We start from the raw sequence: 13,001 nt of genomic DNA, 5'->3' as shown, positions 1-13,001 counted from the left end.
TGTCGCTGGTGCGACCACGCGGCTTCATGCTATAACGGGCCGATAAAATCGGGAAAGGATGCGGCAATGGGACGGCACCGGCTCACAGGGTCAGGGGCCATGGGGCTGGGGGCGCTGGCCATCGGCCTGGCGATGGTCGGCCTGATGACCGCCGGAGCGCCGCTGGCCGCGCAGGACGCGCCGGCGCTCGATCCCGCCGTGCCGCCAGCCATCGTCCGTACCGGCCCGTCGCCTGACGAACGGGTGACCATCCCCATTCATATCGACGGCAAGGGGCCGTGGAACTTCATCATCGACACCGGATCGCAGCGCACCGTCATTGCCCGCGATCTGGCCGAGCAGCTGGCGCTGCCGCCCCGCGCCAATGTGACGATCCTGAGCATGACCGGCCGGACGGAAGCGGAGACGGTCGCGGTGCCCAAGCTGGGCTTTGGCGGCGGGACGATCGACGATATCGAGGCGCCGGTGCTGGAGGGCGAGAATCTCGGCGCGCCGGGCCTGCTGGGGCTGGACAGTCTGCACGCCAAGCGGCTGCTGCTCAATTTCCGCACCGGGCGGATGGAAATCAGCGCCAGCGGCGGATCACGCCGCCGCATCGCCATAGACCCCGACGCCATCGTGGTGGAGGCGCGGCGGCGGCGCGGCCAGCTGATCCTGCTCGATTCCGAAGTCAACGGCATGACGGTCGCCGTCATGCTGGACACAGGCAGTCATTTCAGCATCGGCAATCTGGCGCTGCGCGACCGGCTGATCGCCAAGAAGCGCGCGCCGGACATGGCGGAGGCCGTGCTGACCAGCGTTACCGGCGGGCAATTGACGGGCCAGGTGGGGCGGATCAAATCGGTGCGGATGGGCCGGGTCAACCTGATCCAGGTGCCCGTGCTGTTCGCCGACGCCAGCCCCTTTGCCGAACTGGGCATGAAGGACAAGCCCGCCTTGCTGCTGGGGATCAGCGCGCTGCGGATATTCGACCGGGTCGCAATCGACTTTGGCCGGGGCAAGGTGGATTTCCTTCTGCCCGACGCCAGCGCGATCAGCCAGACGCAGCTGGCGGCAGCAGTGCCGCCGGTTAAACTGCCCGTCCAGTAATCGAGCGAGCGGGGCAAAAACCTCCGTTCGCTTCGAATGGATCAGGGTGACGTGATCAAACCCTACGGACCAGGCGCTGGCCGCGGAGGCGGCTGGCGCTGACGGTCGCGGCCCAGCACATTGTCGATCCATTGCTGGTCGATCCGCTGCGACGACAGACGGTCCTGCGGATCGACCTCCATGTCCTGATCGTCGCGCGGATCAGGCTGCGCGGGACGGGCGCGCTCGATCGGCAAGCCATTCTCGTCCACCATCATGCCGTCATCGACGCCATTGTCGGGGCTGCCATAATAAGCTTCGGCGTCCGGCTCCAATTGCCATTCGGGCAAGGTCACTTCGGTTTCGAACGGTTCGACCGGGCGTTTGGCGACCGCGACCTTCATATAGTCGGCAAAGGCGCGGGCCGGCGCGCGTCCCCCCTGCAACCCGCCGACCGCGCGGGCATCGTCGCGGCCCATCCATACGCCGGTGGTGACGCCGCTGGAAAAGCCCAGGAACCAGCCATCCTTGTTGCTGGTGGTCGTGCCGGTCTTGCCCGCCACGGGCCGTCCGATCTGCGCCGCCTTGCCGGTGCCGGTGCTGACGGCGGTCTGCATCAGGTCCGTCATCCCCGCCGCGACCCAGGGCGCGACCAGCACGCGGCTGGTATCGTCCTGATGCTCGTACAACAGCCGCCCGTCGGCGGTCGTCACCTTGGTGATGCCATAGGGCGTCACTGCAATCCCCTTGCGCGCGATCGAGGCGAAGGCGCGGGTCATGTCGATCAGGCGCACGTCCGACGTGCCCAGCACCATGGACGGATGGGTGTTGATCGGCGTGGTGATGCCAAAACGACGCGCCATGTCGGCGACGGTCGGAAAGCCGACTTCGACGCCCAGCTTCGCCGCGACCGTGTTGATCGAATAGGCAAAGGCGGTGCGGATATCGATATCGCCGGAAAAACGCCCCGAACTGTTGCGCGGCTTCCACCCGTTAATGTCGACGGGTTCGTCCGTGATCCCGGTGTCGGGGGTATAGCCCGCCTCCAGCGCAGCCATGTAGACAAAGATTTTCCATGCCGATCCGGGCTGGCGCGTCGCGGTGGTCGCGCGGTTGTAATTGGACGTCACATAATCGAGGCCGCCGACCATCGCCCGCACCGCCCCGTCACGGTCGAGCGACACGAGCGCACCCTGCGTGCCCGCGGGCACATTGGCCTGGATCGCGGCGGTCGCCGCCTTCTGCATGTTAAGGTCGATGGTGGTATAGACTTCCAGCGGTTCGTTCGGCTCGTCGATCAGCACGTCGAGCTGGGGCAGCGCCCAGTCGGTAAAGTAGCGCACGCTGTTCTGAGGCGGTTCGGGGGCCAGCTTCACCCCCTGCATGTCGACCGCCGCCCGTTCCGATGCGCTGATCACGCCATTGTCGCGCATCAGGTCCAGCACCACGCCCGCACGGCCAATCGCGGCTTCGGCGTCGGCGGTGGGCGAATAGCTGGACGGCGCCTTGACCAGCCCCGCGATGATCGCGGCTTCGGGCAGATCGAGCGTCGTGGCGGAGTGACCGAAAAATTTGCGGCTGGCCGCGTCGATGCCATAGGCGCCGCCACCGAAATAGACCTTGTTCAGATAGAGTTCCAGGATCTGGCGCTTGGAAAATTTGCGCTCCAGCGCCATCGCCAGCACCATTTCCCGCACCTTGCGGCCCCAGCTATAGCTGTTGTTCAGGAAGATGTTGCGCGTCACCTGCTGGGTGATGGTCGATGCGCCCTGCCAGCGGCGGCCCTTGCCGCGATTTTCCACCGCAACCCAGGCCGCGCGCGCCATGCCGATCGGGTCGACGCCGGGATGAAGGTAGAAACGCCTGTCCTCGGTAGAGATCATCGCGTCGACCATGACCTTGGGGATCTGGTCATAATCCATCCAGCGCCCGAAACTTGGCCCCAGCGATACGATGACGCTGCCGTCGGCGGCATGCACGCGGATCATCTGGCCATTGGGGGAGGATTTCAGACTATTGTAGTCCGGCAGCGACTGCATTGCGATGACGACGGCGATCACCACCGCCAGCAGCCCGGCGACACCCGCCGCGACGCTGATCTTGAGGCCGCGAACCAGCCATCGCTTCGCCTTGCCCGGCGTGCCCTTGCTCTTGCCTGATCCTGCCATCTGTGCGCCCCGGATACCCGCTAATCCCGGCCCCGGCCAGCATGTTTCATGCGTCCCGCCCGGAAAATTGCCTAGATCGTCTCCATGACGATGGCCGCTTTACGGGCGATGAACGATCCATCCATGAAATTGCGCCCAAAAGCGCATCTCGTGCCGAACGGCTACGCGTCGCCGTCGCGCGGCTTGAAGTCCAGCGAAGCGCTGTTCATGCAGTAGCGCAGGCCGTTGACGCCCGGACCATCGGGAAACACATGGCCCAGATGCCCCTCGCACTTCGCGCAGCGCACCTCGGTACGGATCATGCCATGGCTGGTGTCACGGATTTCCTCGACCGCGTCGATATCCACGGGCGCTGTAAAGCTGGGCCAGCCCGACCCGCTGTCATATTTTTCTTCCGCGTCGAACAGTTCCGCGCCGCAGCCAGCGCAATAATAGACGCCGTCGGCCTTGTTGCTGTTGAGCTTGCCGGTAAAGGCCCGCTCCGTCCCGCCCTCACGCAACACATGATAACGGTCGGGGGAAAGGCGCTCGCGCCATTCGGCATCGGTCAGATTGATCTTGTCCATGGCCGCAATATGGGCGCTGGCAGCGCGCCGATCAAGCATCCGCGATCCGGGTGAGCCGCATCGCCAGGCGTGCCGCCCCCGGCGTCGCGGTCAGCAGCCGCAGCAGCCCCGGCGAGCGTCCCAGCGCGCGAAACCCGGCCGCCGCGCGCAGCGGCAGCATCGCGCGACGGGAAAAATCCCTCTGATAGCGGACCGCGCCATCGCGCCCCTCCCCCTGCCAGCGCGCCACCGCCGCCGCCGCGCTGGCCAGCGCGATGCCGATCCCCTCCCCCGCCAGCGACGGGATCACCGCCGCCTGATCGCCCAGCCGGTAAAGACCCGGCCAGCTTGTCGTCGCGCGCCAGCCATAGGGCACATCGCCAATAGCATCGACCTGCGCATCGTCCGGCACTTCGCCCAGCCGGTCGGCCAATGCGGGCGAGAGGTCGGCCAGCCGCGCAATCAGGGCAATCGGACGCCCGCCCGCCGCTGCCAGCGCGCTCTTGCGCACCGCCATGCACAGATTGGCGCTGCCATCCTCCTGCAACAACAGCCCGACATAGCCACCATCGATCCAATGAAGTTCGATCCGGCTGCCGATCAGCCGGCGCCGCGCAGGACTGGACGGCAGGCGCAGACGCAGGCCGAGTTCCGGGTCCGCGCCGCCATGGGGCCGCGCCGCGCCGCGCAGGTCATGCTTGCCCGTCGCCAGAAAGAGGCTGTGCCAGTCGATCGCGTCGCCATCGTCCAGCGTGATCGTGGTGGGCGTCAGCGTCCGCACCGCGCGCCCCAGGCGTAACGTGACGCCCGCTTCCTGCGCCGCAGCCCGCAACATCGTGTCGAGCCGATGACGCGACAGGCCCATGCCCGCCGCCGGGAGCGGCAGGACGATTTCCTGTCCGCCCGCAAACAGCGCCAGCCTATCGACCCTGTGGCCGCCCAGCGCCGCCGCCTCTATCCCCAGCGCCTCGATCTGCGCGATCGTCGCCCAACTCAGGAACCCGCCGCACAGCGCATCGCCCGGCACAGTGTGCCGGTCGATCAGCAGCGGTGCCGCCCCTGCCCGCGCCAGCCGCATGGCCGCCGCCGCGCCTGCCGGCCCCGCGCCGACGATTATCGGCGCCGGGATACGCACAGCCGGAACGGAAAAACGCGCGCGATCCGCGCGTCGCTGATATACGCCGCGTCCAGCATCGCCCGCCATTCGGCGGCGACGAAGCTCCGCGCGATGGAAAGTTGGCCGTCCGCCCGCACGATCGGATGCACCCGCAGCAGCCGGGCCAGCCAGGGATAGCCATGATAGGCAAAGCCATGGCGGTGCAGGTCGTTGACGAACCAGCCCATGCGCGCCTGATCCTCCATGAAGCGCAGGAACGCCAGCCGCTCCGCATCGTCCATATGGTGCGTCACCAGGCTGGAAATCAGTATGTCCCATGGTTCATGCGCCAGCGCGGCATAGTCCCCGGTGCGATAGTCGATCGCCATGGCCGGATCGGTCCGCGCCTGCGCCACGGCCTGACTGCGCGGATTAAGGTCTATGCCCACCAGTTCGCAGGCCATGCCGCGCCGCTTTGCCCAACGCGCGACCTGCCGCAGCATACCGCCATCGCCATAGCCGACGTCCAGCAGGCGGAACGGCCCGGTCACAGCGCGATCCAGAAAGGCCAGCGTCGGCCGCGCCGCCATCGTCACCCGGTTCACCCGGTCGAGATCGGCCAGCACCTGCGCATAGACATTGGCGGGCAGGTCGGCTGCGTCCATCTGCTCGTCGGCAAGCGACCGTTTCATGGTGCTTCGCGGCGAAAGGTCAGCCCCTCCGCCGCCAGGCCCGGCCCGAAGGCAAGCGCAACGCCCTGCCCCGTCGCCTGCCCGGCCAATATCCGCGCCAGCACGAACATCAGCGTCGCCGACGACATGTTGCCGAACGCGCGCAGCACCGCGCGGCTATGGTCCAGCGCGTCCGGGGCAAGGTCCAGCGCGCGCGCCACCGCGTCCAGAATGGATCGTCCCCCGGCATGGACGGCCCACATATCGACGCTGTCGGCCGGAACCGGCAGCGTCACCGTTCCCGCCAGCGCCTGCGCGATCGCGCCCGGCACTTCGCCCGACAAATGCATCGCAAAGCCATGGTCGCCCAGATCCCAGCGAATAAGGCCCGCCGTATCCGGCACGGTCATGGCAAAGGGCTGGTCCAGCGCAATGCCGCCCGGCGCGGCGCTCACCAGCGCCGCCGCCGCGCCATCGCCAAATTGCAGCATCGCCAGCAACGGCTCGACCTCCGCATTCGCCTGCAAATGCAGGCTGCTCAGTTCCACGCACACCACCAGCACCCGCGCGCCCGGTTCGGACCGGACGATATGCCGCGCGGATCGCAATGCGACGATCGCGGCATAGCACCCCATATAGCCGACCATCAGCCGCTCGACCGAAGGATCGAGCCCCAACAGCCTGATCAACTGCTGGTCGATGCCCGGCGCGGTAAAGCCAGTGCAACTGGCGACCACCAGATGGGTGATGCCGTCGATCGCGACCTGATCCCCCAGCGCCGCCACAGCCCGCGCGGCCAAGGCCGGCGCTTCATCGGCATAGATGGCCATGCGCTGCGCCGTCGTCGGCCAGGCGTCGCCGTAAAAGCCGCCCTGCGCGGTCGGCGATCCGCCGCCGCCGTCCAGCACCGACCAGCGATGATGGATGCCGCTGCGCTGCGCCATCCGCATGAACAGCGCCCGCTCCCGCGGGTCGGTTATGCGCGCGCCTGCCCAGTCGATAAAGGCCGGGTGGACATCAGTGGCGGGGACGGCTGTGCCGATGGCTTGGATGGTGGCGGTGGACGAAATGATGCGCTGCCTTTGTTGCGCGCTGGCACATGGCCACGCTCTACCCTGTCTTATTCGTCAAAGCGCACGTCGGCGTCTATCGTTCCCGTGCCGCCTGCCGCGCGATCGTCAACAATTCGTGCCGTACCAGCAGGTCGCCCGTGCCCCGGCCGGACCGGGTCGCGCGCTCGGCCTGCGCCAGCCTCTGGATGACACGGGCGATGCCGGTTGCGTCCCACAGCCGTACCTGCCGCGTGACCACGCCCTTTTCCTTCCAGAACACCGCTTTGCCCGCCGCCTCGACCGCGCCTTCCAGCCGTCCGCTACTGTCGAAATCGGCGCGGATATTGGCCAGCAGCATGGCGCGGGTCAGCAGCGGGCGAATGACCGACGCCATGCTTGCGCCAACCTCCGACAGGCTGGTCAGTTCGCGGTGCATGGCTTTCAGGTCGCCGCCCAGCACGGCATTGACCAGGGGCGCGACCTCCGTATCGGGATTGTCGGCCGACAATGCGTCCAGCGCTTCCGCCGTCGCCTCGCGCGGGCGGTCGGGCGCGGCATCCAGATAGAGGATCAGCTTTTCGACCTCGCCGCTCATCAGCGCCCGGTCGCCATTGGCCAGATCGACGATCCGCCGCGCCAGTTCGGTCGACAGCCGCAGCCCGCCTTCGCGCGCGATGCCGATCGCGATCTGCTCCGATTCGCGCGCGTCGGGCTGGTAGGACACGAAAGCCAGTGCCCCCTTGTGATCGAGCGTCAGCTTGAGCAGCTTGGACGTCGCTTTCAGCGCGCCCGCCACCGCGATGACCGGATTGCCCGCCGCCTCCGCCTCCAGCAGCGCGGTCAGCGCAGGCAGCGATTCCTCGCCCATGCCATGCACGCGAATCCAGCGCTTGTCACCGAACATGGAAAAGGATGCGGCCTCGTCCGCCAGCCGGGCCGGATCGTCGCGCAGCGTCGACCCGTCCAGGTCCACCCGCTCCGCCCCCGGCCCCATCGCCCGTTCCAGCCGCCGGACCAGCGCCTGACTGGCGGCTTCGTCCGGGCCGTAGAGCAGGATGAAGCGCAGCGCCGCCGATGGCGCGTCGAGCGCCTTTTCAATCTGGCCGCGATTGGCCTTCAAGGGGCGGCGTCCCGGCTGGCATAGAGCGCCAGCCGCGCGATGATCTGGTCCGCCACGGTCTGCGACAGGCGTTCCAGCGCTGTATCCTCCGCTGCGATCGTCGCATATTCGCTTGACGTGACGTCGATGCCCGCGTCCGATCCGGCGCTGTCGTCCAGCAACTGCGCGCCGGTCGCTTCGTCCACCAGCTGATAGCGCGCGCGCAACGTGCGGCGTTCGCGGGTGACGGCGGCGTCGGACCGCAGACCGAAACCGCTGATCTGGTCGTCCAGCTTGACCACCAGCTTGTAGCGCGGCCCGGACCCGCCCTGCTGCATCGCGGCCAGCCGGTCATTGAGCGCATTGCGCATCAGCCAGCCATTCTTGCCCGCGATCGGCTGAACATCGACATGGCCCAACGTCTGCGCTACGGCCCCGTTAGCGCCCCCGCCATAGACCGGCCGCAAACCGCAGGCGGTGAGGAGGAGCGGAAGGCTCAGGAGCAGGGGCCAAGATTTCATGCCAACCTCCATAACCGTTCGCCCTGAGCTTGTCGAAGGGCCGTTCTTCTATTCGCAGAAGGGCGGGGCTTCGACAGGCTCAGCCCGAACGGACATTGTTAGATAACCAGATTCACCAGACGATCCGGCACGACGATGACCTTCTTGGGCGTCGCCCCGTCCAGGATGCGCATGACATTGGGCGCGGCCAGCGCCAGACGCTCCAATTCGTCTTTCGCCGTCCCCTTGGGCACGGTGATGGTGTCGCGCAGCTTGCCCATCACCTGGCAGGCGATGGTCACTTCGTCATCCACCAGCAAAGCCGGATCGACTTCGGGCCAGGCAGCGTCGGCGATCAGGCCGGTTTCGCCCATATCGGCCCAGGCTTCCTCCGCCAGATGCGGGGTCATCGGCGCGACCAGCAGCGCCAGCGCACGAATGGCGGCGTTGCGCGACGCGGACGGTGCCGCTTTCTCCACCGCATTGGCCAGTTCGTAAATCTTGGCGACCGCCTTGTTGAAGGACAGCGCCTCTATGTCCTTCGCGATCCCGTCGATCGTCTGGTGCAGCTTGCGGTCGAGCTGCTTGTCCTGCCCTTCCGCTCCCGTCTCGACCTGACCGAACAACCGCCACAAGCGGTTGATGAAGCGCCACGATCCCTCGATCCCGCTTTCGGTCCAGGGCAGGTCGCGCTCTGGCGGGCTGTCCGACAGCATGAACCACCGCACCGCGTCCGCGCCATATTGGGCGATGATGTCATCGGGATCGACGACATTCTTCTTGGACTTGGACATTTTGACGACCCGGCCAATCTCGACCGGCGCCTTGTCGGCGATCAGGGTCGCGCCATCGGCGGCGCGTTCGATCTCGCCCGGCGCGAAATAGACCGGCGGCAGGCCATCGCCCTGTTCGCGGCTATACGTCTCATGCGTCACCATCCCTTGCGTGAACAGGCCGGTAAAGGGTTCGGCAAAACCCAATTGCCCCATATGCTGGAGCGCGCGCGTCCAGAAACGGGCATAGAGCAAATGCAGGATCGCATGTTCGACCCCGCCAATATATTGGCCGACCGGCAACCATTGCTCCACCGTCGCACGTTCGAACGGCTTGTCCTTGGGCTGGCTGGCGAAGCGGATGAAGTACCAGCTTGAATCGGCGAACGTATCCAGCGTGTCGGTTTCCCGCACCGCCGGCTTGCCGCACGATGGGCATGCCACATGCTTCCAGGTCGGGTGGCGATCGAGCGGATTGCCGGGGATGTCGAACGTCACATCGTCGGGCAGCACCACCGGCAATTGCGCCTTGGGCACCGGCACCACGCCGCAATCGGCACAATGGATCACCGGGATCGGCGTGCCCCAATAACGCTGGCGCGACACGCCCCAGTCGCGCAGGCGGAACACCGTCTTGCCCGCGCCCCATCCTTCGGATTCGGCCCGCGCGATGACTGCGGCCTTGGCCTCCTCGACCGCCATGCCGTCGAGGAAGCGGCTGTTCACCAGCCTGCCCAGCCCGACATAGGCTTCGTCATGGATCGGCGCTGCTTCGTCCCCCTCGGCCGCGACCACGCGCTCGACCGGCAGCATATATTTGTGCGCGAAGTCGAGGTCGCGCTGGTCATGCGCGGGAACGCCCATCACCGCGCCGGTGCCATAGTCCATCAGCACGAAATTGGCGATAAACACCGGCAGTTGCCATGCGGGATCGAACGGATGGGTGACGGTCAGGCCGGTGTCGAAACCCAGCTTCTCCGCTGTTTCCAGCTCCGCCGCCGTGGTGCCGCCTGCCTTGCACAGATCGATAAAGGCCTGCGCCTGCGCATTGTCCGCCGCCAGCTGCTGCGCGACCGGATGGTCCGCCGCGATCGCAACGAAGCTCGCCCCGAAAATCGTGTCGGGGCGGGTGGAATACACCTCTATTTCGCTCTCGAACGGCGCGACCGGCTGAAAGCGGAATTGCAGCCCGACCGACTTGCCGATCCAGTTTTCCTGCATCGTGCGGACCTTGTCGGGCCACTGGTCCAGACCTTTAAGGCCCTCCAGCAGATCATCGGCAAATTGCGTGATTTTCAGGAACCATTGGCTGAGCTTGCGCTTCTCGACCGTCGCGCCCGATCGCCAGCCCTTGCCGTCGATCACTTGCTCATTGGCCAGCACGGTCATGTCGACCGGGTCCCAATTGACCGCCGATTCCTTGCGATAGACCAGCCCTGCGTCCAGCATGTCCAGGAACAGAGCCTGTTCATGGCCATAATAATCGGGGTGGCAGGTGGCCAGTTCCCGGCTCCAGTCCAGCGCAAAGCCCAGTTTCTTGAGCTGCGCCTTCATATTGGCGATATTCTCATAGGTCCATTTGCCCGGATGAACCTTTTTCTCCATCGCGGCATTTTCGGCCGGCATGCCGAACGCGTCCCAGCCCATCGGGTGCAGTACCTCATGCCCCGTCATCCGGCGGAAGCGCGCCAGCACGTCCCCCATCGAATAGTTGCGGACATGGCCGATATGGATGCGCCCGGACGGATAGGGGAACATCTCCAGCACATAGGATCGCGGCTTGGGCGAAGCATCGTCCGCCCGAAAACTCTGCTTCTCGTCCCAGATCGCCTGCCAGCGGGCGTCGGCCTCCAGCGGATTGAAGCGCCTTTGCATGTCCTGTCCTACCAAATGCGAGGGGGCTGGGCCTTTGCAAGCCCAGCCCCGAACCGTCGAAAAACCGGGGCTTCGCGCACGCAAAACCCAGGCGAAGAAATATCAGCCGGAAATCGCGGTGCGGCGCAGGTCGCGGGCCTTGGTCAGGATGACCTCTTCCAGCTTCTGCACCGTCGCCGCCTTCACCGGGGCGTCGATCCACTGGCCATTCTGGTTCACCTGACGGCTGGCCGCGACACGCAGCGCGTCCGCGCGCAGATCCTGATCCAGGATCGACACGGTCAGCTTCATCCGCTCATTGGGGCTGTTGGGATTGGCATACCAGTCCGTGACGATGACGCCGCCGTTGGAATCGGTCTGCACCATCGGCATGAAGGACAGCGTGTCCAGGCTGGCGCGCCACAGATAGGCGTTGACGCCGATCGTGGTGACCCTGGACGCGGCCAGATCCGCCTTGGGCCGGTCCTTGGCCCCGCCACCGCAGGCGGCCAGCGGCAACAGGGCGGTCAGCAGCAGACCTGCGGAAACGGAACGAAAAAAGCGGCTGGCCATCAGGCATGTCCTAGCTGAAAAGACGAAAAATGCTCGCGCCTTCTATAGTGGTCCCGCGCCAAGGAGCAAGGGGCGGCGGGCGACGGCGCATGCGATCCGGCACGGATCATTCTGCGCGCCTGTGTGTTCCGTGCAACATCTCTGACAAAAAGGGGTGCAAGAAGGGGGTGGCACTAGCCAGTGGCGGCTTTGTACGTGTAGAGCGTTGTGCAATATAAGTGGCGGGGAAAGAATCGAATCATGCGCGTGAATAGGGGACATTTGGCATTGGCGGGCGCGGCGGTTGCCGTGGCTGGCTTCATGCTGTCTCCTGCCATCGGCGCAGCGACCGATCTGGTGCGCACGCAATCGCCGGTTTCGCTCGGCGCGCTGGGCAGCATCTCTTCCTTCACGCCCACGACCAAGGACCCGCGCCTTGCCGCCGCCTATGCGAAGATCGCAGCGTCGGCCAGCCGTCAGGGCTTCCGCTTCACGCCGACCAGCGGCTCGCTCAGCGGCCAGCGGGCGATCACCGTGATGGTCCGCGCGGGCGACAATGATCGCGTTGCGGTCAACACCACCCTCACCCCGGTCAATATCGCGCCCGTCGCCTTCAGCCTGAACGGCGCGCATGGCTGGCGCAAATTCGCCCTGCCCGAAGCGATCGGCCGCAAGGCGCTCGATCCGGTGCCGGTCGAAACCATGGTCGATGCCAAGAATTTCTCGCTGGATAGCGGCAAGAAGGATCGGTTCAGCACCAAGATGCTGATCGAAACCCGCCGCGACGCGGTTGCCGCGACACGCAATCCGGCCGCCGACAAGGATTATTCGCTGGATCTCGCCAGCTCCTATTCGCTGACGCGCAACCTGAACGTCACCGCAGGCGTGCGCTACAACAACAGCGTCGCAGGCCGCCTGACCCCGATGACCGACGATCGCCAGGACAGCCAGGCCGTCTATCTGGGCACCGTGTTCAAATTCTGATCGGCTGAAAGGCTGGCGGGAAAGAGCGACGGGCGTATCGCCTGATCGCGTCTCCCTCCGTCATCCCGGCCCCTTCGACAGGCTCAGGACAGGCTTGATCCGGGATCCATTCACGCAAGCGTTGCGATTATGCGTGAAGATCGCGCCAATGGATCCTGACGTCAGCTACGCTGCCGTTCAGGTCGTCAGTCGGCCATTTCCTTCATCGTCACCCCAGCGAAGGCTGGGGTCTCAAGCGTCAGAAGATAACGTCTGACATATCGCGCCAATCTGGATTGGCTTCTTCCACAAGGCGGATTTTCCATTCGCGTTTCCAGGCTTTAAGCGCCTTCTCGCGGGCGATGGCGAGCCTAATGTCATCATGTGGCTCGACCAGAACAAGGCGGGTCAACCCATATTTCTTGCAAAAGGCGGAGCCGGTGCCTTTTCGATGGTGTTGGGCGCGCGTAGCTATGTCGGCTGTGACGCCAATATAGAGCACGCCCCTTGGCTTATTGGTCATGACATAGGTGTAGCCGCCTCGCGCCATATCCAACTGTAGCGCATCTGCGCCAGAGACCCCAGCCTTCGCTGGGGTGACGGTGAAAGGCATCTGCCCTCTACGGTTCTTGCACCCACAAACCCTCCATTCCGCAATCC

12 protein-coding genes are annotated in these 13,001 nt (G+C 65.7%); 2 read left to right on the top strand and 10 right to left on the bottom strand.

What is annotated here, in order from left to right; all coding sequences use genetic code 11:
- Nucleotides 1-99 precede the first annotated feature (99 nt).
- Nucleotides 100-1,089, top strand: coding sequence for a retroviral-like aspartic protease family protein (locus AC07X9_RS13335; protein WP_017183195.1), 990 nt, complete (start codon nt 100-102; stop codon nt 1,087-1,089).
- Between the two features lie 62 nt (nt 1,090-1,151).
- Here AC07X9_RS13335 and AC07X9_RS13330 read toward each other — a convergent pair whose 3' ends face one another.
- The 9 genes from AC07X9_RS13330 to AC07X9_RS13290 all read right to left on the bottom strand — a co-directional run bounded on the left by AC07X9_RS13330 (nt 1,152) and on the right by AC07X9_RS13290 (nt 11,399).
- Nucleotides 1,152-3,236 carry a transglycosylase domain-containing protein gene (locus AC07X9_RS13330; protein ID WP_017183194.1) on the bottom strand — a complete coding sequence of 695 codons (2,085 nt, stop codon included), beginning with the start codon at nt 3,234-3,236 and terminating at the stop codon, nt 1,152-1,154.
- Between the two features lie 161 nt (nt 3,237-3,397).
- Nucleotides 3,398-3,841: a peptide-methionine (R)-S-oxide reductase MsrB gene (gene msrB / locus AC07X9_RS13325; protein ID WP_017183193.1), complete on the bottom strand. Its 444-nt coding sequence runs from the start codon at nt 3,839-3,841 to the stop codon at nt 3,398-3,400.
- On the bottom strand, nt 3,834-4,916 hold the full coding sequence (locus AC07X9_RS13320; RefSeq protein WP_017183192.1) for an NAD(P)/FAD-dependent oxidoreductase: 1,083 nt from the start codon (nt 4,914-4,916) through the stop codon (nt 3,834-3,836). Before AC07X9_RS13320 ends, msrB begins: the two co-directional genes overlap by 8 nt.
- Nucleotides 4,895-5,569, bottom strand: a complete 675-nt coding sequence (locus tag AC07X9_RS13315; protein ID WP_017183191.1) for a methyltransferase domain-containing protein — start codon at nt 5,567-5,569, stop codon at nt 4,895-4,897. The genes AC07X9_RS13320 and AC07X9_RS13315 overlap by 22 nt, the downstream gene beginning before the upstream one ends.
- Nucleotides 5,566-6,621, bottom strand: a complete 1,056-nt coding sequence (locus AC07X9_RS13310; protein ID WP_086012010.1) for a type III polyketide synthase — start codon at nt 6,619-6,621, stop codon at nt 5,566-5,568. The genes AC07X9_RS13315 and AC07X9_RS13310 overlap by 4 nt, the downstream gene beginning before the upstream one ends.
- A 73-nt stretch (nt 6,622-6,694) precedes the next feature.
- Complete coding sequence (holA, locus tag AC07X9_RS13305) at nt 6,695-7,720, bottom strand: DNA polymerase III subunit delta (RefSeq protein ID WP_017183189.1); 1,026 nt, start codon at nt 7,718-7,720, stop codon at nt 6,695-6,697.
- Nucleotides 7,717-8,220, bottom strand: coding sequence for an LPS assembly lipoprotein LptE (gene lptE, locus AC07X9_RS13300; RefSeq protein WP_017183188.1), 504 nt, complete (start codon nt 8,218-8,220; stop codon nt 7,717-7,719). Before lptE ends, holA begins: the two co-directional genes overlap by 4 nt.
- A 98-nt stretch (nt 8,221-8,318) precedes the next feature.
- A complete protein-coding gene (gene leuS, locus AC07X9_RS13295; protein ID WP_017183187.1) occupies nt 8,319-10,847 on the bottom strand; it encodes a leucine--tRNA ligase in 2,529 nt (842 codons plus the stop codon).
- A 102-nt stretch (nt 10,848-10,949) separates the two neighbouring features.
- Complete coding sequence (locus AC07X9_RS13290) at nt 10,950-11,399, bottom strand: DUF3576 domain-containing protein (protein WP_017183186.1); 450 nt, start codon at nt 11,397-11,399, stop codon at nt 10,950-10,952.
- 240 nt (nt 11,400-11,639) lie between these two features.
- On the opposite strand from AC07X9_RS13290, the gene AC07X9_RS13285 reads away from it, so the two are divergent.
- Nucleotides 11,640-12,362, top strand: coding sequence for a hypothetical protein (locus AC07X9_RS13285; protein ID WP_026002396.1), 723 nt, complete (start codon nt 11,640-11,642; stop codon nt 12,360-12,362).
- A gap of 238 nt (nt 12,363-12,600) precedes the next feature.
- On the opposite strand, the gene AC07X9_RS13280 is transcribed toward AC07X9_RS13285, so the two are convergent.
- Nucleotides 12,601-12,954 carry a GIY-YIG nuclease family protein gene (locus AC07X9_RS13280; protein ID WP_017183184.1) on the bottom strand — a complete coding sequence of 118 codons (354 nt, stop codon included), beginning with the start codon at nt 12,952-12,954 and terminating at the stop codon, nt 12,601-12,603.
- Nucleotides 12,955-13,001 lie beyond the last annotated feature (47 nt).

It is taken from the genome of Sphingobium sp. GW456-12-10-14-TSB1 (assembly GCF_059424385.1).
This window is presented reverse-complemented; position numbering and strand designations above follow the sequence as displayed.